At 49.5% G+C, this 812-nt stretch carries 1 protein-coding gene; it reads right to left on the reverse strand.

Annotation, left to right across the window (positions count from 1 at the left end; all coding sequences use genetic code 11):
- The coding region (gene ltrA / locus GY843_RS07625) for a group II intron reverse transcriptase/maturase (RefSeq protein WP_297308186.1) at positions 1-699 on the reverse strand (699 nt) is incomplete at its 3' end.
- Between the last annotated feature and the right edge of the window lie 113 nt (positions 700-812).

An 812-nucleotide genomic window follows, 5' to 3' on the forward strand; every position in this document is an offset into this window, starting at 1 on the left:
CAGGATAAGGATGTCATCAGCATAGCGCACTATGCGGTGCCCACGTTGTTTCATTTCCTCATCGAACGCATCCAGATAGATGTTCGCTATGAGCGGGCTTATTACCCCGCCTTGCGGACTGCCTGTTTCTGTCTGCTGCCAATGTCCATCTACCATCACCCCACTTTGTAAGAACTGAGCAATGAGACTCAGCACGCTACCATCACGAACCCGTCTTTTAATACTCTTAATGATAAGCGTATGGTCCAGCTTATCGAAGCACTTCGACAGGTCCATGTCCACCACGTGTCGCCGTCCGTATCGACGGATGAACATCGTGGCTTTATTGATGGCATCGTGACAGCTCCGCTTCGGTCTATAACCAAAGCTTGATGGATGGAACTGCTCTTCGAAGATGGGGGTAAGGAGGTCATTCAAGCATTGTTGAACCACTCTATCCCTGACTGTTGGGATACCCAATAGACGCTCACCGCCCCCGTCTTTCGGGATAATGACCCGCCTTACCGGTTGCGGTTGATAGCGTTTGGTTTTGAGTTCAAGAAGAAGCTGCGATAGTTCATTATCCAGATTTGAGGCAAACGCGCTCAGGCTCTGCCCATCTATTCCGGCCGCACCTTTCGCTTTGAATACCTTTTTAAACCCTTTGAACAGCCTCGCTTTATTAAGCAGGTGACCGTACAAACTATAATAAACCCGCATACTTCCTCTCGAAGATAGTGTGCTGTGTGGGGGCCGATACTTTCTCTTCGCGTTGGTCTATTTCACATGGTGGTAGAGCGTGCTAGCCCAATGGCAATCTACTCAACGTTCCC

Origin of the sequence: Neptuniibacter sp. (assembly GCF_024231755.1) — a bacterium.
Lineage (GTDB): Bacteria > Pseudomonadota > Gammaproteobacteria > Pseudomonadales > Balneatricaceae > Neptuniibacter.